This is a genomic window from Brevundimonas sp. EU05-FHT14B11, from assembly GCF_058790835.1.
In genome coordinates, this window is the sequence record NZ_JBYTCY010000003.1 from 348,081 (window position 1) to 368,160 (window position 20,080).

At 69.2% G+C, this 20,080-nt stretch carries 19 protein-coding genes, 1 tRNA gene and 1 riboswitch; of the genes, 14 read left to right on the forward strand and 6 right to left on the reverse strand.

Features of this window, described 5'->3' with window-relative positions; translation table 11 throughout:
* Positions 1–30 precede the first annotated feature (30 nt).
* Positions 31–1,608 carry an alkaline phosphatase D family protein gene (locus AC3WRV_RS14905; RefSeq protein ID WP_492313860.1) on the forward strand — a complete coding sequence of 526 codons (1,578 nt, stop codon included), beginning with the start codon at positions 31–33 and terminating at the stop codon, positions 1,606–1,608.
* 21 nt (positions 1,609–1,629) lie between these two features.
* A complete protein-coding gene (locus AC3WRV_RS14910) occupies positions 1,630–2,400 on the forward strand; it encodes an acid phosphatase (RefSeq protein ID WP_492313861.1) in 771 nt (256 codons plus the stop codon).
* Positions 2,401–2,444: 44 nt separating this feature from the next.
* On the opposite strand, the gene AC3WRV_RS14915 is transcribed toward AC3WRV_RS14910, so the two are convergent.
* Positions 2,445–2,521 (reverse strand) — tRNA-Arg (locus tag AC3WRV_RS14915).
* A gap of 297 nt (positions 2,522–2,818) precedes the next feature.
* Here AC3WRV_RS14915 and AC3WRV_RS14920 point away from each other — a divergent pair.
* From AC3WRV_RS14920 to AC3WRV_RS14930, 3 genes are read left to right on the forward strand one after another with little or no spacing between them, the layout of a single operon-like run.
* Positions 2,819–5,314 (forward strand): helicase-related protein, encoded by a 2,496-nt coding sequence (locus tag AC3WRV_RS14920; protein WP_492313862.1) that lies wholly within the window; start codon positions 2,819–2,821, stop codon positions 5,312–5,314.
* Complete coding sequence (locus AC3WRV_RS14925; RefSeq protein WP_492313863.1) at positions 5,311–6,639, forward strand: MFS transporter; 1,329 nt, start codon at positions 5,311–5,313, stop codon at positions 6,637–6,639. Before AC3WRV_RS14920 ends, AC3WRV_RS14925 begins: the two co-directional genes overlap by 4 nt.
* A complete protein-coding gene (locus AC3WRV_RS14930; protein WP_492313864.1) occupies positions 6,636–6,917 on the forward strand; it encodes an RNA-binding S4 domain-containing protein in 282 nt (93 codons plus the stop codon). The genes AC3WRV_RS14925 and AC3WRV_RS14930 overlap by 4 nt, the downstream gene beginning before the upstream one ends.
* Here AC3WRV_RS14930 and AC3WRV_RS14935 read toward each other — a convergent pair.
* Positions 6,901–7,530, reverse strand: a complete 630-nt coding sequence (locus AC3WRV_RS14935; protein ID WP_492313865.1) for a YceI family protein — start codon at positions 7,528–7,530, stop codon at positions 6,901–6,903. The genes AC3WRV_RS14930 and AC3WRV_RS14935 overlap by 17 nt on opposite strands.
* A gap of 152 nt (positions 7,531–7,682) precedes the next feature.
* On the opposite strand from AC3WRV_RS14935, the gene fdxA reads away from it, so the two are divergent.
* The 4 genes from fdxA (at position 7,683) to AC3WRV_RS14955 (ending at position 11,191) form a co-directional block, all read left to right on the forward strand.
* The gene (fdxA, locus tag AC3WRV_RS14940) at positions 7,683–8,024 is read left to right on the forward strand and encodes a ferredoxin FdxA (protein ID WP_291834231.1); all 342 of its coding nucleotides are present in this window, start codon (positions 7,683–7,685) and stop codon (positions 8,022–8,024) included.
* A gap of 314 nt (positions 8,025–8,338) precedes the next feature.
* Positions 8,339–8,881, forward strand: a complete 543-nt coding sequence (locus tag AC3WRV_RS14945; RefSeq protein WP_492313866.1) for a CarD family transcriptional regulator — start codon at positions 8,339–8,341, stop codon at positions 8,879–8,881.
* A gap of 124 nt (positions 8,882–9,005) precedes the next feature.
* Positions 9,006–9,827 (forward strand): hypothetical protein, encoded by an 822-nt coding sequence (locus AC3WRV_RS14950; protein WP_492313867.1) that lies wholly within the window; start codon positions 9,006–9,008, stop codon positions 9,825–9,827.
* A 104-nt stretch (positions 9,828–9,931) separates the two neighbouring features.
* The gene (locus tag AC3WRV_RS14955) at positions 9,932–11,191 is read left to right on the forward strand and encodes a glycosyltransferase (RefSeq protein WP_492313868.1); all 1,260 of its coding nucleotides are present in this window, start codon (positions 9,932–9,934) and stop codon (positions 11,189–11,191) included.
* Here the strand turns inward: AC3WRV_RS14955 and AC3WRV_RS14960 are convergent.
* Entirely contained in the window at positions 11,145–11,885 is a 741-nt protein-coding gene (locus tag AC3WRV_RS14960) for an acyl-CoA thioesterase (RefSeq protein WP_492313869.1), read from the reverse strand. The genes AC3WRV_RS14955 and AC3WRV_RS14960 overlap by 47 nt on opposite strands.
* Positions 11,882–14,236: a 5-methyltetrahydropteroyltriglutamate--homocysteine S-methyltransferase gene (metE, locus tag AC3WRV_RS14965; protein ID WP_492313870.1), complete on the reverse strand. Its 2,355-nt coding sequence runs from the start codon at positions 14,234–14,236 to the stop codon at positions 11,882–11,884. Before metE ends, AC3WRV_RS14960 begins: the two co-directional genes overlap by 4 nt.
* 105 nt (positions 14,237–14,341) lie before the next feature.
* Positions 14,342–14,546: riboswitch (cobalamin riboswitch) on the reverse strand.
* A 141-nt stretch (positions 14,547–14,687) separates the two neighbouring features.
* Here metE and AC3WRV_RS14970 point away from each other — a divergent pair.
* On the forward strand, positions 14,688–15,632 hold the full coding sequence (locus AC3WRV_RS14970) for a DUF808 domain-containing protein (RefSeq protein ID WP_492313871.1): 945 nt from the start codon (positions 14,688–14,690) through the stop codon (positions 15,630–15,632).
* Between the two features lie 101 nt (positions 15,633–15,733).
* Positions 15,734–15,985, forward strand: coding sequence for a hypothetical protein (locus AC3WRV_RS14975; protein ID WP_291841025.1), 252 nt, complete (start codon positions 15,734–15,736; stop codon positions 15,983–15,985).
* A gap of 52 nt (positions 15,986–16,037) precedes the next feature.
* Here the strand turns inward: AC3WRV_RS14975 and AC3WRV_RS14980 are convergent, their stop codons facing one another.
* The gene (locus tag AC3WRV_RS14980; protein WP_291841027.1) at positions 16,038–16,508 is read right to left on the reverse strand and encodes a DUF3617 domain-containing protein; all 471 of its coding nucleotides are present in this window, start codon (positions 16,506–16,508) and stop codon (positions 16,038–16,040) included.
* A gap of 199 nt (positions 16,509–16,707) precedes the next feature.
* Here AC3WRV_RS14980 and rpmB point away from each other — a divergent pair, with 199 nt between their 5' ends.
* The 3 genes from rpmB to AC3WRV_RS14995 all read left to right on the forward strand — a co-directional run bounded on the left by rpmB (position 16,708) and on the right by AC3WRV_RS14995 (position 19,230).
* A complete protein-coding gene (rpmB, locus tag AC3WRV_RS14985) occupies positions 16,708–17,007 on the forward strand; it encodes a 50S ribosomal protein L28 (RefSeq protein ID WP_291841029.1) in 300 nt (99 codons plus the stop codon).
* Positions 17,008–17,090: 83 nt separating this feature from the next.
* Positions 17,091–17,429 carry an MmcQ/YjbR family DNA-binding protein gene (locus AC3WRV_RS14990; RefSeq protein WP_492313872.1) on the forward strand — a complete coding sequence of 113 codons (339 nt, stop codon included), beginning with the start codon at positions 17,091–17,093 and terminating at the stop codon, positions 17,427–17,429.
* 73 nt (positions 17,430–17,502) lie between these two features.
* Positions 17,503–19,230, forward strand: coding sequence for a M1 family metallopeptidase (locus AC3WRV_RS14995; protein WP_492313873.1), 1,728 nt, complete (start codon positions 17,503–17,505; stop codon positions 19,228–19,230).
* On the opposite strand, the gene AC3WRV_RS15000 is transcribed toward AC3WRV_RS14995, so the two are convergent.
* A complete protein-coding gene (locus AC3WRV_RS15000; protein ID WP_492313874.1) occupies positions 19,227–20,006 on the reverse strand; it encodes a transglutaminase-like domain-containing protein in 780 nt (259 codons plus the stop codon). The two genes, AC3WRV_RS14995 and AC3WRV_RS15000, sit on opposite strands and share 4 nt — an antisense overlap.
* Positions 20,007–20,080 lie beyond the last annotated feature (74 nt).

Genomic DNA, 20,080 nt, shown 5'->3' on the forward strand with positions numbered 1-20,080 from the left:
TCCTTCCTTTCGTCTTCCCGGACGCCGCCGATGTCTCTGCTGATCGCCCCGCCATCCCTGAACCGCCGAGCCCTGATCGGCGGCCTGGTCGCCGCGCCGGTGGTGCTTCAGTTCGGTCGCGCCCACGCCGGGGGCGCCTATCTGTTCCCGCTCGGCGTCGCCAGCGGCGATCCCTGGCCCGACGGCTTCGTGATCTGGACGCGCCTGGCCGCCGACCCGATCGCACCGGACGGCTTCGGCGGCCTGTCCGCCCCCATCGATCTGTTGTGGGAGGTCTCCGCCGACGAGCGCTTCACCCGGATCGCGGCGGGCGGCCGGATCACCGCGGACGCCTCCAGCGCCCACGCCGTCCATGTCGAGGTGCAGGGTCTGCGCCCGGGCCGGCCCTACTGGTACCGCTTCACCGCGGCCGGCCAGCAGAGCCCGGTCGGCATGGCCCGCACCGCCCCGGCCCCCGACGCCGCCGTCGACCGGATGCGCCTCGCCGTCGCCTCCTGCTCGAACTGGGAGGTCGGCTATTTCAGCGCCTATGGCCACATGGCCGACGAGGCGCCGGACCTGACCCTGTTCCTGGGCGACTACATCTACGAATACAGCCGCACCGGCGAGCGCGCGGCCTCGAACGTGCGCCACTACGGCTTCGAGGAAGCCACCACCTTGGCCGGTTACCGCAACCGCTACGCCCTGCATCGCACCGACGCGGACCTGCAGCGCCTGCACGCCGCGGCCGCCTGTCTGGTCACTTGGGACGACCACGAGGTGCTGAACAACTATTCCGGCGTCTGGCCCGACAAGGACGGCGGAACGGCCGATTTCCGGCAGCGCCGCGCCGCCGGCTACCAAGCCTTTTACGAGGCCATGCCGATCCGCCGCACGCGCGTCGACGCCCGGCTGCAGATGCCGATCTACAAGCGCGTCCGCTATGGCCGGCTGGCCGAATTCTACATGCTGGACGGGCGGCAGTATCGCTCGCGCGGCGCCTGTACGGTCGAAGGCGGCGCCAAGGGCCAGATCGTCGCCGACAGCCAGTGCACCGACCGTCTGGATCCGTCGCGCACCTTCCTGGGCTTCGATCAGGAGACCTGGCTCTACGATGGCCTGGCTCGGACGGACGCCCGCTGGAACATCCTGGGTCAGAACCTCGTGATGGCCGGGCTGCGGTTCGAGAACCGGGGCGACGAGACCCGCTACTGGACCGACACCTGGGACGGCTTCCCTGCCGCGCGCGATCGCATGACCCGCGCCCTGCATACGCTCAAGCCGAACAATCCAGTCGTGCTGGCCGGCGACTACCACTCGTTCTGGACCAACGATGTCCTGCTCGACAGCCAGGATGAGTCCTCGCCGAAAGTGGCGACCGAGTTCGTCGGCACCTCCATCACCTCGGGCGGCCCGCCCTACGAGGGCCTGATGTCGGCCATGCCCGCCAATCCGCACATCAAATTCTTCGACGGCCGGGTGCGCGGCTACATCTCGATGGACGTCACGCCGGAGCTGATGACCACCCGCTATCAGCAGATCAGCGACGTCCGCGACCCGCGTGCGTCCCTGTCGACGCTCAACACCTGGGTGGTCGAGAACGGCCGCCCCGGCGCCCAGTCCGCCTGACCAACAAGCTCCAGAACGCCCATGATGCACCTTCCCAACGCCCCCCTTCTGGTCGGCGCCGCCCTCGCTCTCGTCCTCGCCGGTTGCGCCGCCGCGCCGGCGCGGGACCCGATCTTCTGGATCGGCTTCCGTGATCATCCGCACGGCTACCTGGATGAGGGCTCCGCGCCCAACGCCGCGAACTTCCTGCCCCCGCCGCCCCGGCCCGGCTCCCTGCGCGAACAGGACGACATCGCCGTCTACCGCGCCACCCGCGCCCTCAAGGGCACGGCGCGCTGGGCCCAGGCCGCCGCCGACAACGAGATCGAGACGCCGTCGGCGCCCCGCATCTTCGACGAGGCGCTCGGCATCGCCTTCGTCCCGGAGCGGATGCCCACCCTGACGCTGTTGCTGGGGCGCATGCTGGGCGATCTGGAGACCATCCAGACCCCCGCCAAGCGTAACTATTTCCGGCCTCGCCCCTTCGTCGTCGAACCAGCCGAGACCTGTTTCCAGCCGGAACCGTGGCTCGGGACCAGCGGCTCCTATCCGTCGGGCCACGCCGCCCTCGGCTGGGCCTGGGCCCTGGTGCTGGCGGAGATGGCGCCGGACCGCGCCGACGCCCTGCTGTCGCGCGGCGTCGCCTACGGCGAAAGCCGGATGATCTGCGGCGTCCACTACGCCAGCGACGTCGAGGCCGGCCGCATCGTCGGCGCGGCGATCGTCGCGGCCCTGAAGGCCGACCCCGAGTTCCAGGCCGACTTCACCATCGCCGCTGAAGAACTGGCTGAAGCTCGCCGCACCGGTCGCTGAGCGCGCCATGACGCTCCGCGGACGGGACAGTTCGACAATGGGTTTGGCGACCCCGGCAGGACTCCAACCTGCGACCTCGGCTTTAGGAAAGCCTTGCTCTATGCAGCTGAGCTACGGGGCCATGGCCGGGTGAACTACCGGAGCGCAAAGCGTGACGGAAGCGGGGCGGCGGGGATTTCTTCCCGTCGCCCCTTTTTCTTGCCCGCCCCGGCGCGAGCCGCCTCAAAATGATTGTGGTTAATCGCCCTTAAGATACAATATCTTGTAGGGAACAAACCCCGAATCGGGCCGTGTCGGTGATTCGGTCCTGATTCGTTTCGCCCCTGTTCCGCTGAGGGACAGCGTGACGTTTACGCCGGTCCCGAAGACGAGACTTCCGCTTGAGGAACCGTGCGGGACACGCCACCTTTCACCTGAGATGAGTGACCGCGGCACAGGCAAGGCCCCCTCGCGCGTGACGGCGATCCTGGGGCCCACGAACACCGGCAAGACCCACCTGGCGGTCGAGCGGATGCTGGGTCACGCCTCGGGCATGATCGGCCTGCCGCTGCGTCTGCTGGCGCGCGAGATCTATGACCGGATCGTCGCCCGGCGCGGGGCCGCCGCCGTGGCCCTGATCACGGGGGAAGAGAAGATCATCCCCGCCCGGCCGCACTATTTCGTCTGTACCGTCGAGGCCATGCCGCTGGAGCGGACGGTCGAGTTCCTGGCCGTGGACGAGATCCAGCTGGTCGCCGACCCGGAGCGCGGCCACGTCTTCACCCAGCGGCTGCTGCACGCCCGGGGGCGCGAGGAGACCATGTTCCTGGGGGCCGGGACCATGGCGCCGCTGATGCGGGCGCTCGTCCCCGACGTGGAGATCGTGGCCCGCGACCGGCTGTCGACCCTCAGCTACGCCGGCTCCAAGAAGCTGACCCGCCTGCCCCGACGCAGCGCCATCGTCGCCTTCTCGACCGACCAGGTGTACGCCATCGCCGAGCTGATCCGGCGTCAGCGCGGCGGGGCGGCGGTGGTGATGGGCAGCCTGTCGCCCCGCACCCGCAACGCCCAGGTCGAACTGTTCCAGTCGGGCGAGGTCGACTTCCTGGTCGCCACGGACGCCATCGGGATGGGGCTGAACATGGACGTCGACCATGTCGCCTTCGCCGGCCTGAGGAAGTTCGACGGCCGCCGCACCCGCTGGCTGCACGCCAATGAGATCGGCCAGATCGCAGGCCGCGCCGGCCGCCACCTGCGAGACGGCGCCTTCGGCGTCACGGGCGAGGCGCTGGAGCTGGACCCCGACCTGGTCGAACAGGTGGTCGAGCATCGCTTCGATCCGGTCCAGGGCGCCGAGTGGCGCAACGCCCGGCTGGACTTCGACACCCTGAACGACCTGCTGCGCTCGCTGACGGTGACGCCCAACACCTTCGGCCTGAATCTCACCGCCCCGGCGCTGGACGAGACCCTGCTGCGCCGGCTGATCAAGGACGAGGAGGTGGCCCGCATCGGCCGCTCGCGCGGGGCCATCATGCGCCTGTGGGAGGCGTGCCAGCTGCCGGACTTCCAGAAGACCACGCTGGATGAGCACGGGCGGCTGGCCAAGGACATCTTCCAGGCCCTGACCGGCAAGCGGGGACGCCTGACCGAGGACTGGATCGCGCCGCGCTTCGCCGAACTGGACCGCGACGACGGCCAGATCGATCAATTGTCGGCCCGGCTCTCGGGCGTGCGCACGCTCAGCTACATCGCCAACCGCCCCGACTGGTTGGACCAGGCCCAGGGCTGGCGCGACCGGACCAAGGCGCTGGAGGAGCGGCTCAGCGACGTCCTGCACGAACGGTTGACCGCCCGCTTCGTGGACCGGCGCACCACCGCCCTGATGCAGGCGCTGAATGTGCGCGGCGATGCGGTGGCCGAGGTCGAGGACACCGGCGAGGTCATCGTCGAAGGCCATTCGGTCGGCCGCCTGTCGGGCGTCGACTTCCAGATCGACAAGGGCTCCTCGGCGCTCGAAGACCGCGCCCTACGCCACGCGGCCCGGCAGGCGGTGACGCCCGAGATCGCCCGGCGCCTAGGGAAGCTGGCGGCCGAACCGGACGAAGCCTTCTCGGTCACCCCCGACGGGGCGGTCCTGTGGCGCGGAGTGCAGGCGGGCGTGATCACCGGCGGCGAACCGTTCACGCCGAAAGTCCGATTGCTGGGCGACCTCGGCGCCGTCGCCGCGCGCGAACGGGCGGCCAAGCGGCTGGAGGCCTGGCTGGCGGGCGAGGCCGGGCGCGCCCTGCGTCCCCTGCGCCGGCTGAAGACGGCCATCGAGAACGGCGCGTTGAAGGGCCTGCCGCGCGGGGTCGCCTACCGGCTGGTCGAGGCCGGCGGGATCATCGACCGGCGCGAGGTCGAACGTGATCTGGCCGCCCTCAGCCAGGCCGAGCGCCGCACGCTCAAGGAATTCGGTATCCGGGTGGGAGCCCATTCCGTCTGGCAACCCGCCCTGCTCAAAGACCGCGCCCGGATCACGGCCCAGGCCTTCGTGGCCCGCGAGCCGTTCCGCCCGAAGCCGGCGGGGCTCAGCGTCCTGCCCGACCCGCCGCCGTCTCCCCGCCTGCTGTCCGCCTTCGGCCTGCGCGCCGTCGGTCGCTTCGCCGCGCCGGTGGAGCTGCTGGAGGCCCTGCCTGAAAGACGGGCGGGCGGTGAACTCCGGCTGTCCGACAAGACCCTGCGTGATCTCGGCGTCACGGCCGACGAAGCCCGGGCGCTGCTGGCCGCGCTCAGGACCACCCGCGCCCGGCAACCCGACCGTCTGGACAAGGCCGTCAAGCCGATCAAGGATTCGCCCTTCGCCGCCCTGTCGGCCCTGACCGCGCCGCCCCCGGCGCCAGCGACCGCAAGGCCCGCCCGCCCACGCCGCCGCCGGACGAAAGAGGCCCGATGACGCCCTTTCATCATGTGCTCGCCAACAACGCCCTGGCCAGCATCACCAACTACACCGTGTGGTTCGCGCTCACCTTCTGGGTCTACATCAAGACGCAATCCGTCTTCGCCACCGGCATGATCGCCGGCCTGTATCTGGTGCTGACCGCCGCCTTCGCCCTGTGGTTCGGCAGCCTGGTCGACCATCATCGCAAGAAGCGGGTCATGCTGGGCTCCAGCATCGCTTCGCTGGTCTTCTACGCCGTCGCCTTCATGGCCTACGCCCTGGCGCCGGAGCAGGCGCTGGCCGACGTCGGGGGCGCGCCCCTGTGGCTGCTGATCGGCCTGATCATGCTGGGCGTCATCGCCGGCAATATCCGCGGCATCGCCCTGCCGACCTTGGTCACCGTCCTGATCCCCGAGGATCGCCGCGACAAGGCCAACGGACTGGTCGGCATGGTCAGCGGCGTCGGCATCCTGACCACCTCGGTGATCAGCGGCTTCCTTGTCGCCTGGGGCGGGCTGACAGCCACCCTGGCCTTCGGCCTGATCGGGACGGCCGTCGCCTTCGCCCACCTGCTGACGGTCCGGCTGGACGAGCCCGCGCCGACCGTGGAACCCGGAGGCGAACCCCGGTTGAGGAAGGTCGATCTGCGCGGGACGCTGCGGATCATCGGCGCGGTGCCGGGCCTGTTCGCCCTGATCCTGTTCGCGACCTTCAACAACTTCCTGGGCGGGGTCTTCATGGCCCTTATGGACGCCTACGGCCTGTCGCTGATGAAGGTTCAACACTGGGGCCTGCTGTGGGGCGCGGTCTCGGTCGCCTTCATCCTCAGCGGGATCGTCATCTCGCGAACCGGCCTGGGTCAGAACCCGTTGCGGACCCTGATGCTGGTCAACCTGATCGCCTGGTGCACGGCGGCGGTCTTCACCCTGCAGCCGTGGATCCTGCTGCTGGCGGTCGGCTGTTTCATCTGGATGTTCGTGGGGCCCTTCGCCGAGGCGGCCGAACAGACCACCCTGCAGAAGGTCGTGCCCTATGAGCGTCAGGGCCGGGTGTTCGGCTTCGCCCAGTCCGTGGAGATGTCCGCCGCGCCCCTGACCGCCTTCCTGATCGGACCGCTGACCCAGTTCGTGGTCATCCCCTTCATGACCGACGGCGCCGGCGCGGACGCCATCGGCGACTGGTTCGGCCGGGGGCCGGACAGGGGCATCGCCCTGGTCTTCACCATCGCGGGCGTGGCCGGCGTCCTGATGACCGTCCTGGCCTTCAACTCGACCTACTACCGGCGGCTTTCCGCGGCCTACGCCCGCACCCCGGATCCGGAATCCGGCGCGGCCGAATGAGCGAAACGGGCTGCCGCATCGATGTCTGGCTATGGCGTGCGCGGTTCGCGAAGACGCGGACGCAGGCCGCGGCGCTGGTGGACAAGGGCGCGATCCGGCTGACCCATCAGGGACGCCAGGTGCGCCTCGACAAGCCCGGCCGCACCGTCCACGTCGGCGACCGGCTGGTCTTCGCCCTCGGCGGACGGCTGATCGATCTGGAGGTGACCGGTCTGGGCGAGCGGCGCGGGCCCGCCGAGGAAGCCCGCGCCCTGTATGCGCCTATCGCTGAAGGGTGAACTCGCCCTCGATGTGCAGCTTCACCTCGTCGCCCAGGCCCATCTGGGTTCCGTAGGTGATGCCGAACTCCGAGCGCTTGATGGTCGCCTCGCCGTCGAAACCGGTCCGGTAGGCGTTGCCCATCGACGGGCCGGCCTGGTTGAACTCGACCTCCATCGTCACCGGACGGGTCACGCCGCGCAGGGTCAGGTCGCCGACCACGGTCGCTTCGTTGGCGTCGTCGGCGTCGACCGTCACCGAGCGCGAGACGAAGGTCGCGGTCGGATGGTTGGCGGTGTCGAAGAAGTCCGCCGTCTGCAGGTGGCCGTTCAGGCCCGCATTGCCCGAGGCCACGTCCGTCAGCGGTATGGTCGCCGTCAGGGTCGAGGCCGACGGATTGGCGGGGTCCAGCTTCAGCTCGGCCTGCACGTTCACGAACTGGCCGGTGTAGGTCGAGAAGCCCAGGTGGCTGACCGACCAGGTGATCTTGCCGTGGTCGGAATCCAGCTTGTAGGCGCCCGCGCTGACTTCGGCGGGAACGCGGGTCAGGGCGGACTGGGCGACCACGCCCCCCGCGGTCAGAAGGGCGACGGCGGCGACGCTGGAGGCGATGTAGCGGAACGGTGAGCGCATGGAGGGAGACCTGTGAGAAACTGCAATCGGATTAGATACAAATAGCCGGATAGCCCAGCTACGCAACCCCGAGAGGTCTGCTGCTGTTGACACCTGAGGCCCGCGGGGTCATCTGCGCCTCCCGCGCCCAACTGAACGCCCCGCCTCACCCCATGACCTACATCGTCACCGACGCCTGCGTGCGCTGCAAGTTCATGGACTGCGTCGAGGTGTGTCCGGTCGACTGCTTCTATGAGGGCGAGAATTTCCTCGTCATCGCCCCGGACGAATGCATCGACTGCGGCGTCTGCGAGCCGGAATGCCCGGTCGACGCCATCGTCCCGGACACCGAGGACGAACCGGACGGCAAATGGCTTCAGGTCAACGCCGAGTACGCCAAGGTCTGGCCGAACATCACGGTCAAGGGCGAGCCGCCGGCGGACAAGGAACAGTTCGAGCGCGAGACCGGCAAGTTCGAGAAGTATTTCTCGCCCAACCCCGGCAAGGGCAGCTGAGACTAGTCCCGCGCGCTGCCCTGATCCGGAGAGGATTTCCAGCCTTCTCCACACTGACGCTGTGGACGTTTTGAAATTCCGCAGATTTGTGATAGGTTCCTGTCATTGGGTCGGGCGGTATGCGATTTCTTCGCGCCGCCCGCGTTTGCGACAGAATCCCGTCCACGAAGACGGGATCGGCCAGAGGTTGGGTGATCCGTTTCCGCATTTGACGACTAGAAAGACATCACCGACGGGCGTGTTTCCGGCGGCTGTTTATCTATTGTCCTTGCGCCTTCGCCTCTCCCTCCCGCTGAAGCCGGGAAAGGAATGACATGACGAGCAAAACCGGTCTGGAATTCAAGGTAGGCGATGCGGTGGTCTATCCGGCGCACGGCGTCGGCAAGGTCGCGGCCGTCGAGACCCAGGAAATCGCTGGCATGTCGCTGGAGGTCTACGTCGTGACCTTCGACCACGAGAAGATGACCCTGCGCGTTCCGACCAAGAAGGCCAAGACCGCCGGCCTGCGCTCGCTGGCCGCCGACGACGTGGTCACCAAGGCGCTGACGACCCTCAAGGGCCGCGCCCGCGTGAAGCGCACCATGTGGTCGCGTCGCGCCCAGGAATACGAAGCCAAGATCAACTCGGGCGACCTGATCTCGATCGCCGAAGTGGTTCGCGACCTGCACCGCGCCGACAGCCAGCCGGAACAGTCCTATTCGGAGCGTCAGCTCTATGAATCGGCCCTGGACCGCATGGCCCGTGAAGTCGCCGCGGCCAACAAGATCGACAAGGACGCCGCCGTCGAACTGCTCGGCAAGTCGCTGAGCGCCAAGAAGGCCATCGTCGCGGCGACCGCCGAGGCCGAAGCCGCCTGATCGACGCGCATCGCTGGAATACGAAAGGCCCGGGAGCGATCCCGGGCCTTTTTGTTTGCCCTGTCTTGCGCGGACCGGCGGGCCCGACAAGACTCCCGGCGAGCGCGGAAGGTCGGGAGAGTTCATGGCGTTGCAACCGTTCGGCTATCCGTTCGAGATCCTGTCGCCCCTCTCGCCGGACGAGGCCAAGGCCCGCATTCGCCGCCGGGCGAAGGGCTGGTTCGAACAGAAGAACGGCGCCCGCGGCTGGATCCTCGGCTCCCTGGTCTGCCTGTGGTGGACGGGCATAACCCGAGGCCCCATGCTCATCGGCTGGATTTCCTCCGACCCCTCGGGCGCCCGGATCACCGGCCGCGCGGGCTCCGACCTGAACGGAGTCATTGGCGTGACCCTGATCGGCGTAGCCTTCCTGTTCGTCCCGCTCGTGGCGCTTCTCACTGGACGGGATGCAACCGAAGCCCTGCGGTCTATCCCGTTCATGGCCGCGATCTTCATCCCCCTGTGGCTGTTGGGCGTCTGGCTGCGGAACGCGATGCATGTTGAGGCCGACCCTCTGGTCCGCTTCCTGCGCAATGCGACGGGGCCGTCCAGGCGAACGCCGTCTGCAACCGCTCCGCTCCGGACGCTGACCCTGATCGTCAACGAGACGACGCGGACCGGTGTGATCTCCGCGGCCGAGTTGCAGGAGGCGCTTTCCGAAACCGGCCCGAACGACATCCTGATCCTTGAGGCCGCCCCCGAGGACTACATCCAGACCCGCTGGACCGACGGCGGCTTCACGCTCGAGCGCCGCGACGGCGGCGCGGATCGCCACTTCCGCGCGGAGACGGAAGGCGGCCTGACAGTTCTGGAATTCGAGGACATCCTGGGAGCGTTCACGGCCTGGGCGGAGGGGACCCGACTTCCGGCTGTGTTGAAGTGGAAGGCGCTTCGGTTGCCCGACTGACCGTCCAGTTGGACTGGAAGTGGGCACGAAACAGTTTCGTTCAAGGCTTGGCGCGCCGGCTTTTATGCGCAGAGTCCGGAACCCTCGGAATGGAGGGTGACCGAATGCGTATTCTGCTGACGACCTATGGATCGCGCGGCGACGTCGAGCCGATGGCGGCGCTGGCCGCGGCGCTTCAGGCGCAAGGCGCGGAAGCGGTGGTCTGCGCCCCGCCCGATCAGGAGTTCATCGACCTGCTGGCCCGCGCCGGCGTGCCGTTCGTCCCGGCCTTCATGGGTATCCGCGACTGGATCGCCGTCGCCGGCAAGCCGCCGGTGGACCTGCCCAAACGCGCGGCCGAAATGGCCTTCGCCCAGCTGGGCGCGATCTCCAGGGCGGCCGAGGGTTGCGACCTGATCGTGGCGACCGGCCTGATGCCGTCCTGCGCGGCCTCGCAGGCCGTGGCCGAGCAGAAGGGCGCGGCCTACGCCCACGTCTCCTTCTGCCCCCTGATCCTGCCGTCCGAGCATCACGCCCCCTTCCCCTATCCCGGCCATCCCCACCCGCCGGAGGTGACCGATAACCGCGCGCTGTGGGACCTCAACATCGGCGTCATGAACGCGCTGTTCGGCGAGGCGGTGAACGGTCTGCGCGCCTCCGTCGGCCTGTCGCCGACCGACAATGTCCGCGACCAGGTCTTCTCTGATCGCCCGCTCCTGGCCTCGGACCCGGCCCTGTGGCCCTGGGCGCCGACCGACCTGTGCGCCGCCGTCCAGACCGGCGCCTGGATCCTGCCGGACCCGCGCCCGCTGCCGGAGGGGCTGGACGACTTTCTCGAGGCCGGCGCGCCGCCTGTCTATGTCGGCTTCGGCAGCATGAGCATGGCCGCCTCGCAGGACGCGGCGCGGGCCGCCGTCACCGCCGCCCGCGCCCATGGCCGCCGCGTCGTTCTGGCCGGCGGCTGGGCCGGCTTCGCCCTGCCCGACGACGGAGCTGACTGTTTCCGGGTCGGCGACATCAATCAGCAGGCCCTCTTCTCCCGCGTCGCCGCCGTCATCCACCACGGCGGGGCGGGCACCACGACCGCCGCCGCCCGCGCCGGAGCGCCGCAGGTCATCGTCCCCCAGCTCGTCGATCAGCCCTACTGGGCCGCCCGGGTCGCCGGCCTGGGCGTCGGCGTGGCGCACGAGGGCCCAACGCCCACGGTCGAGACGCTGACGGCGGCGTTGGACGCGGCGCTGCGGCCCGAAACGACAGCGCGGGCTGCGGCGCTCGCAGGCGAAGTCCGGAGAGACGGGGCCGCCGCGGCGGCGCAATGGCTTCTGGACCGCCTGAGCCTCAGGACACCGGCGTCGGTATCCCCGTCCGGTCGACGGCGACCATGATGAACTCCGCCGTGGCCGAGTGGCGCCGGTCGCCGCTCACCAGCCCCTCGGCCCACAGCTGAACCTCGACGGCCAGCGAGCTGCGCCCCGTCATCTTCACCCGCGAGACCAGTTCGATCATGTCGCCGCCGTCGATGGGGGCCTTGAAGTCGATGCGGTTGGTGGCGGCCATCACCACCACGGCGCGGGCGGACCGCGTCGCGGTGACGAACGCCGCCTTGCCCATCAGCTTCAGGGCGTCGCCGCCGAACAGGGTGCCGTAGTGGTTGGTCGTGCCGGGGAACACCATTTCCACCGTTCGCAGCCAGCCATCGGCCTCCTCCGCCTCGTCCTGGACCGGCGACAGCGGCGTCTCGTCTCCGTCGCTGCGCAGGGCGACCATGTTGAACAGGCCGCGCGTGCACAGCCGCCGCTCGCCGGTCAGCAGGGCCTCGGCGTGAAGCTCGACCTCCACGCCCAGCGACGACCGGCCCGTGCGCACGACCCGGCCCGTGGCCTCCGCCATCTCCCCGATGCGGGCGGGGGCGGCGAAGTCGATCCGCTCGCACCCGGCCGTCACCACCGCCCGCCGCGCGTGGCGGCTGGCGGCCAGGAAGGCGACCTTGTCCAGGTGCGCCAGCCCGACGCCCCCGAACAGGGTGCCGTGGTGGTTGGCGTCCCCGGGGAACACCATGTCGATCAGGCGAACGGTCATGCCCGCACCGCTTTCGCCGCCGCCACCATGTTGCGCAGGGCGGCCTCGGTCTCGGGCCACTGGCGGGTCTTCAGCCCGCAGTCCGGATTCACCCACAGCTGGCCGACGGGCAGCTTGGCGGCCGCGGCCTTCAGCAGGGCCGTCATCTCCTCCACCGCCGGCACGCGCGGCGAATGGATGTCGTAGACGCCCGGCCCGATCCCGGCCGGATAGCGATAGCCGGAGAAGGCGTCGAGCAGCTCCATCTTCGAGCGCGAGGTCTCGATGGAGATGACGTCGGCGTCCATGGCGCCGATCGACCGGATGATGTCGTTGAACTCTGAATAGCACATGTGGGTGTGGATCTGGGTCTCGTCCCGCACCCCCGAGGCGGCGATGCGGAAGCCCTCGACCGCCCAGTCCAGATAGGCCTGCCAGTCGGCGCGGCGCAGCGGCAGGCCCTCGCGCAAAGCGGCCTCGTCGATCTGGATGATGGGGGCGCCGGCGGTCTCCAGGTCGACCACCTCGTCCCGGATCGCGAAGGCGATCTGGCGGCAGGTCTCGCTGCGCGGCTGGTCGTCGCGCACGAAGGACCAGTTCAGGATCGTCACAGGACCGGTCAGCATCCCCTTCATCGGCCGCTCGGTCAGGGACTGGGCGTAGCGCCACCACTCCACCGTCATGGCCTTCGGCCGCGACACGTCGCCGTAGAGGATCGGCGGGCGGACGCAGCGCGAGCCGTAGGACTGCACCCACGCCGCCTTGGTGAAGACGAAGCCCGACAGCTGCTCCCCGAAATACTGGACCATGTCGTTGCGCTCGAACTCGCCGTGGACCAGCACGTCCAGACCGGCCTCCTCCTGCCATCTGACCGTGCGGGCGGTCTCCTCGCGCAGGAACTGTTCGTAGGCCCCGTCGTCGAGGACGCCCTTGCCGTGGTCGGCGCGGGCCTTTCGAACCTCGGGGGTCTGGGGGAAGGAGCCGATGGTGGTCGTCGGCCAGTCGGGCAGGCCCAGCCGGGCGTCCTGCAGCAGGCGGCGCACCTCGAACGAGGCCGTGCGCCGGCTCAGGTCGGGGTCGCGCTCGGCGGCCCGGGCCTGCACCGCCGCATCGTTGATGCGCCGCGAGACCCGGCGCGAAGCCACCGAGGCGGTCGAGGCGTCCAGGGTCTCACGCACCGCGTCGCGCCCCTCGTTCAGGGCCTTCGCCAGCGTCGCCAGCTCGGCGATCTTCTGCACCGCGAAGGCCAGCCAGTCCTTCACCTCGGCGTCCAGCGCGGTCTCGCGCTCCAGATCGATCGGGGTGTGCAACAGGCTGCATGAGGGGGCGATGATCACCTGACGGCCCGCCGCGACCACCGGTTCGATCCGGTCCAGCACGGCGTTCAGGTCGGCCTTCCAGACGTTGCGCCCGTCCAGCACCCCCAGCGACAGGACAAGGTCCGGCCGCGCGCCCGCGACGACGGCGTCCAGCTGCTCCGGCGCGCGGACCAGGTCGACGTGCAGGCCGTGCACCGGCAGGGTCAGCACCGTTTCCAGATTGTCGCCGATCGCGCCGAACCAGGTCGTCAGCATCAGCTTGATCGGCGGGGTCACATCGCTCAGCACGGCGTAGGCATGGGCGTAGGCCTCGCGCGCCGTGTCGCTCAGGTCAGTGACCAGGCAGGGCTCGTCGATCTGCACCCAGGTCGCCCCCGCCCGCGCCAACGACCGCAGCACCTCCGCGTAGACCGGTAGCAGCCTGGGCAGCAGGGTCAGCGGGTCGAAGCCCGCGTCGTTCGCCGCCGCGCCGCTCGAGACGGCCCGCGCCTTGCCCAGCAGCAGATAGCTGACCGGTCCCAGCAGCACGGGCCGGGTCTCGATCCCCTGCTCCTTCGCCTCCAGATACTCGTGCAACGCCTTGGTCGAACCCAGCCGGAAGGCCTGGTCCGCCGTGAACTCGGGCACCAGGTAGTGGTAGTTGGTGTCGAACCACTTGGTCATCTCGGCGGCGGGAACTCCGTCGCCGCCGTGCGAATGGCCGTGGGCGCAGACGGTCTCGCCGTCACCCTGCGACCCGCGCGCCATGGCGAAATAGGTCTCCAGCCCGACCCGCTCGCCGGTCCAGCCGTAGATGTCCGGCACGGCGCCGACCATGGCGGTCGCGTCCAGCACATGGTCGTAGAGCGAGAAGTCATTGGACGGGACGATATCGGCGCCCAGATCGCGCTGGCGCCGCCAGGCCTGGCCGCGCAGCTCGGCGGCGGCGGCCAGCAGGGCCTTGTCGTCGATCCGGCCGGACCAATGCTGCTCAAGCGCGGTCTTGAGTTCGCGCTTCGGGCCGATGCGGGGAAAGCCGAGGGTGGCGACCTGGACGGGGAGACGGGCGGTCATGATGCGAAGCCTTTGCTGGTGGCAAGGCTTCGGGCAGGGACGCGCGAACGCCCGCGCGGAAACGGTCCGGCGGCGCACAGGCGACCTGACCGGACACCCCGCCGGAGGACGTTATCTGTCGGGGCAGGTCTCCTGGCTCACGGGTCACGGCTTCGGGTCCGGCCTTCCCGGGAGCGAACCCCCAGTGACACGTGATGAACCTTCGGCTCGCCGCTTACAGTTGCGGGGGCAGCGCCGGCGTCGCACCGGCTTCCCTCTTAGCTCCGCGCCGCCCGAAGACGACGCGCAGACCACGACAGGCGCTACAATGCCGGGCGTCGGGGCAAAGTCAAGAAACATATAAGGATATCCTTATGTGTTTTTGGACGCCGCATCGGAAGGCGCCCGGATCGACACGCGCCCTCGCCTGCCGTACCCCTGCGGCCTCCCCTTCTCACCTGTGACCGCGCCCATGCCCTCCGGACTTATCGCCCTGCTCGACGATGTGGCGGGGATCGCCAAGCTTGCGGCGGCGTCGATCGACGATGTCGGCGCCGCGGCGGGCAAGGCCGGGGTCAAGGCGGCGGGGGTCGTGGTCGACGACGCGGCGGTCACGCCGAAATACGTCACCGGCCTGTCGCCTAGCCGCGAGCTGCCGATCATCGGCAAGATCGCCATCGGCTCGATCCGCAACAAGCTGCTGCTGATCCTGCCCGTCGCCCTGTTGCTGACCGCCTTCGCGCCGTGGGCCATCACGCCGCTGCTGATGTGCGGCGGGGCCTACCTCTGTTTCGAGGGGGCCGAAAAGCTGATGGAGATGTTCGGCGGCGGCCATGGCGAAGATGCGCCCGTCGAGGGCGACGCCGCCCATCTGGAGGCCACGACCGTCGCGGGCGCCGTGCGCACCGACCTGATCCTGTCGGCCGAGATCATGACCATCGCGCTGAACGACGTCTCGGACGCCCCGCTGTGGACCCAGGCTGGAGTGCTGATCGTCGTCGGCCTGGGCATGACCGTGATCGTCTATGGCGCGGTCGGGCTGATCGTGAAGATGGACGACATCGGCCTGCACATGGCCGAGCGCCCGTCGCGCTTCAGCAGGACCGTCGGCCGCTGGCTGGTCAAGGGCATGCCCATCGTCATGTCGTCCCTGTCCGTGATCGGCACCGCCGCCATGCTGTGGGTCGGCGGCGGCATCCTGCTTCACGGAACGCACACCCTGGGGCTGGACTGGCCCGCCGTGCCGGTCGAGCAGCTGGCCCATACGGTCGCCCATGCGCTGGGCCCGATCGGCGGCCTCGCCGGCTGGCTGACCACCGCCCTGATCTCGGCGGTGATCGGGGTCGTCGTCGGCGCCGTGATCGCGGTCGTGTTGCACCAGATCCTGAAGCTGAAGCCCGGCGCCGCCACACACTAGCTTCTCCAAACACGCGAACGTTATCCATTCACCTTATTTGGGGTTGTACAGGCGCGTCGCCGTTTGCCCCAATGCGGACCTTCACCAAAGGAGGGTCTGCTATGAAGCTCATCAAGTCTCTGGCGCTCGCGGCGGCGGTCGCCGTCGCCGGTATCGCCGGCGCGGCCTCGGCCGTGCCCCCGGGGCTCATGTACCAGAAGACCTATTACAGCGACGCCACCCTGACGACGGTGGTGGGCATCCAGGTCGACCGGTGCGTCAACGGCAACGTCGGCTCCGGCCCGCTGGCCGGTTCGAAGTCGGACTTCGTCGTCGCGGAAGCCGTCGGCTCCTGCCCGGGCGGCTACTGGTAGGCCCGCGGGCGGCCCCCCGCCGTCATCGACGGCGGGAGGTCCTCCTCCGGGATCAGAAGTATTCGGCGTCGGCCGGGCAGGTCGCCGCCAGACGGCGGGCGGTGATCGAGGCCGGCAGGTAGGGCGTGCCGCGCGCCAGCTGGGCCCCGCCGCGGAAGGTGAAGCTTTCCTGCGTATAGGTGCCGTTCAGGCGCACATTCACCCGGCGGTTCTTGTGGTCGGTGCAGACGCCCTCGAAGCGCGCATTGCCGTTGCCGACCTGACGCACCGGATAGGTGCAGCGCCAGCGGCGCGTCGACAGGCCGCCGAAGAACCGGTTGATCTCGCTGGGGCGGACGCATTTCTGCTGGGTGTCGCGCGACCCCACCGCGCTGGTCGTATACTCCCAGTAGCCGGGCAGGACGGTGTCCCCGCCGGTCTGCGCCGCCATGGCCGCCTGCGGGGTCGCGGGCGCGGCCAGGAACAGGGCGCCGATGATCGCGGGCACGGCGACGGCGGCGGCTCGGGTCAGGACGGTCTTCATCTCGTGGCCCCTCAGGCGATTGGTCCGTTATGACTAGAAGGGATATATGGCCGGAATTGAACGGCGGCTGAACGGCCCCACGCCTTGACGCCCGGCAGACTCTTCCTCTATACGCCCCACCTCTCGCGCGGGATGTCGTCCCGCGCGCACCTGTTTCATGCGTCTGCACGCTTCGCGGACGGCTCCGAAGGATAGTCAGATGTCGCGTCGTTGCGAACTCACCGGTATCGGCCCGATGGTCGGCCACAGCGTGAGCCACTCGAACATCAAGACCAAGCGCCGGTTCCTGCCGTCGCTGAAGGCGGTCAAGGTCAGCTCGGACGCTCTGGGCCAGACCTTCTCGCTGCGTATCTCGAACGCCGCCCTGCGCACCCTCGACTACAAGGGCGGCCTGGACGCCTTCATCGTCAAGGCTCGCGACGAGCAGCTGTCGATCGCCGCCCAGCGCATCAAGCGCCAGATCAAGGCCAAGCTGGCTGAACAAGCCGCCGCCGCCTGATCCGCGACGACCATCACGTTTGAAGGGGCCGGTGGAAACACCGGCCCTTTTGCTTTGCGCGAAAGGCGGCGCATCCTGCGCCCATGACCCGCGACGAGATGTTCGCCTACGCCCTGACCCAGCCGGGGGCCGAGGATTCGACCCTGCACGGCGGGCGTTGCGTACGGGTGCGCGGCCACTGGATCGTCAACGAAGGGCGCGAGCCGGACGCCCTGGCCCTGGCGCTGGACCTCGGCACGGTGGACTTCCTCAAGGAGACCGAGCCAGGGACCTATTTCCAGACCCCGCACTATGAGGGTTGGCCGGCGGTGCTGGTGCGCTACGCCGCGGCCGACGACGACCGGCTGCGCGAACAGATCGACAAGGCCTGGGCCCGGCGGGCGACCCGGGCCCAGCGCAAGGCGCGCGGACTGGAGGCTTGAAGCCAGACCTTGGCGGTTGCGTGACGGTCGCCGCCCCGCCAGTCTGCCCGCCTGTTCGCCGGGGAGTCACGCCATGTCCGCATCCATCCGCCGCGCCGCCCTGCTGGGCGCCTCGCTTCTGGCCCTGACCGCCGCACCCGCCCTGGCGCAGGATGCCGCCACGCCGGAGATCACCCGCGAATCCACCGATTTCACCCTGGGCACCGATCAGCCCCGCACGCCGGAACAGCTGGCCATGCGCATCGACCGGGCGGACCTGTCGATCAAGGTCATCCCCGACGACAAGGCCATCGACGCCGTCGCCGTGCTGGAGATCACCGCCACCGCCCCGCTGGAGGCCGTGGTGCTGGAGCTGGACACCCTGCTGACCGTCTCGTCGGTCCAGATCGACGGCGCCGAGGTCGGACCGGGCGGCTGGAGCAATCCGGAAGGCCGCATGACCATCCCCCTGCCCCGTCCCCTCGCCGAGGGCGGCAAGGTCGCGGTGCGCATCGCCTACGCCGGCGCCCCGCGCGTGGCCCCCAGCGCCCCATGGGACGGCGGCTTCGTCTGGGCCACGACCGTCGACGGCAAGCCGTGGATCGCCACCGCCGTCCAGCCCGAGGGCTGCGACATCTTCTGGCCCTGCATCGACAGCCCGCTGGCCGAACCCGGCCGGGTCGACCTGCACATCACCGTGCCCTCGGACCTTTCCGCCCCCTCCAACGGCCGCTTCATGGGCAAGCAGGATCACGGCGACGGCTGGACCACCTGGAACTGGTCCGCCGCCAATCCCAACACCTACGCCATCGCCCTGAACATCGGGCCGTACGAGGAGGTCACGACCGGCTACCGCAGCCGCTTCGGCAACACGATCCCGATGTCCTACTGGCACCTGCGCACGGACGACCCGGCCAAGGTGCAGGCCCTGTTCGCCGAGTTCACGCCGATGATGGACTTCTACGAAGCCACCGTCGGCCCCTTCCCCTTCGGCGACGAGAAGATGGGCGTGGTCGAGACCCCGCACCTGGGCATGGAGCACCAGACCATCAACGCCTACGGCAACGGCTATCGGCTGGACGGCAAGGGCTACGACTGGCTGCTGCACCACGAACTGGCGCACGAGTGGTTCGGCAACCAGATGACCAACCGCAACGCCGACGACATGTGGCTGCACGAGGGTCTGGGCAGCTACATGCAGCCCCTCTACCTGCGCTGGCTGTACGGCGAACGGTATTTCCAGGCCGAACTGCTGAGCCAGCGCAACAACCTGGCCAATCGCTTCCCGGTGGTGTCCGGCGTCGAGAAGGCCGAGGACGAGGTCTACAAGGGCGAGGTCGGCCCCGGAAACGACATCTACTACAAGGGATCGCTGATCGCGCACTCGCTGCGCCTGCTGATCGGCGACGAGGCCTTCTTCCGGTCGGTGACCCGGTTGGTCTACGGACGCCCGGACCCGCGCCCCGGCAACTTCACCACCCGCTACGCCACGACCGATGAATTCCTGGCCATCGTCAACGAAGAGGCCGGCCGGGACCTGACCTGGTTCTTCCGCGGCTATCTCTACAACGCCGCCCTGCCCGACCTGCGTCAGACCCGCGAGGGTGACCGGCTGACGCTGGAGTGGGTCACGGGCGACGGCGGGACCTTCCCCATGCCGGTCGAGGTCGAGATCGACGGGCGCATCGTCACCGTGCCCATGACCCGCGGCCGGGGCGAGGTCACGGCGTCGGCGGGCGCTCATGTGCTGATCGATCCGCAGAACAAGGTCCTGCGCCGCCTCGACTTCATCGAGGTCTGGAAGGGCCGTCAGGCCCGCTAGTCGACCGCCGCCGCGCTGATCGACTGCCGCACCAGCCGGCAGCCCGCCTGCGTCGTCAGGAAGGCGATGTCGCCGGCGTCTCGGCCGCAGGCGATGCGCACCAGTCCCTCGACCGGGGCCAGTCCTGTCGGATCGACCAGCCACCAGCCGTCCGACAGCCAGACTTCGAAGATGGCGTGGAAGTCCGGCGGCTGCAGCTGGTCGGCATAGGCGCTGACCGCCCGCGCTGGAATGCCCGAGGCGCGGCACAGGGTGATCCCCATGTGGGTGAAGTCGCGGCACACCCCGGCCCGGTCGATAAAGGTCCGCGCCGCCGTCGTGTCGCTGTCCGACGCCCCGGGCTCATAGTCGATGTTGGTCTTGATCCAGTCGAGGATGGCCAGCACCCGCCCGCCCCCGATCGTGCCGCCGAAGGTCCGCTCCACGAACCGTCCGAACTGGTCCGACGGGCAATAACGGCTGGGCCACAGATAGGTCAGCACCTCGGGCGGCAGGTCGTTCCAGTCGTGCTGCACCGTCACTGGCGGCAGGCCCTTCAGGGTGCCGTTGTCGACCACCGCCTCATAGGTCAGGGCCACCTCGCCGGACAGGTGGGCGCGAAGGGTCCGGGCCCCGAACTCATCGTCCTCGTCCTCGATGAAGTCGACATGCGGCGTCGTCGTCAGCCGTTCCTCGAGCACATGCTGACCCGGCCAGTGCGCGACCTGGATCTTGTAGATGGCGTCGGTGGGCGGATCGAAGCGGTAGACGAGGTCGGCGCGGACGCGGATTTTCATGGGGTCTCGACTGGGCCAAGCGGAACCTGCCGTCAACGTCGGCGATGGAAGCGGCGTTCCGGGAAATCATCACG